The sequence below is a fragment of the Kocuria rhizosphaericola genome, assembly GCF_044462205.1.
Taxonomy (GTDB): Bacteria; Actinomycetota; Actinomycetes; order Actinomycetales; family Micrococcaceae; genus Kocuria; species Kocuria rhizosphaericola.
Genome location: NZ_JBISWK010000006.1, coordinates 1 through 311 on the forward strand (window position 1 = coordinate 1; position 311 = coordinate 311).

Below are 311 nucleotides of genomic sequence, written 5' to 3' on the forward strand. Positions count from 1 at the left end.
CCGCGCATGATCGAGGTCCGCGACACCTCGGTCGCCTCGGCCGTGCCCGAGACCGAGAAGGCCGACCCCGCCGACCCCGGCCACGTGGCCGCCCCTTTCGCCGGGGCGGTGACCGTGACGGTGGCCGAGGGCGACACCGTGGAGGCCGGGGGACAGGTGGCCACCATCGAGGCCATGAAGATGGAGGCCTCCATCACCGCCCCCACCGGCGGCACCGTCGCCCGGGTGGCCCTGAAGGGCGTCGCCCAGGTCACCGGCGGCGACCTCCTCCTGGTGCTCGACACCACCGGCTGACCCGGTCCGCCGGCGCC

General features: G+C 75.9%; 1 protein-coding gene. It reads left to right on the forward strand.

The window, feature by feature from the left end; genetic code table 11:
* On the forward strand, positions 1-294 hold a 294-nt coding region (locus ACH9D2_RS00580; RefSeq protein ID WP_396360766.1), incomplete at its 5' end, for a biotin/lipoyl-containing protein.
* Positions 295-311: the final 17 nt, after the last annotated feature.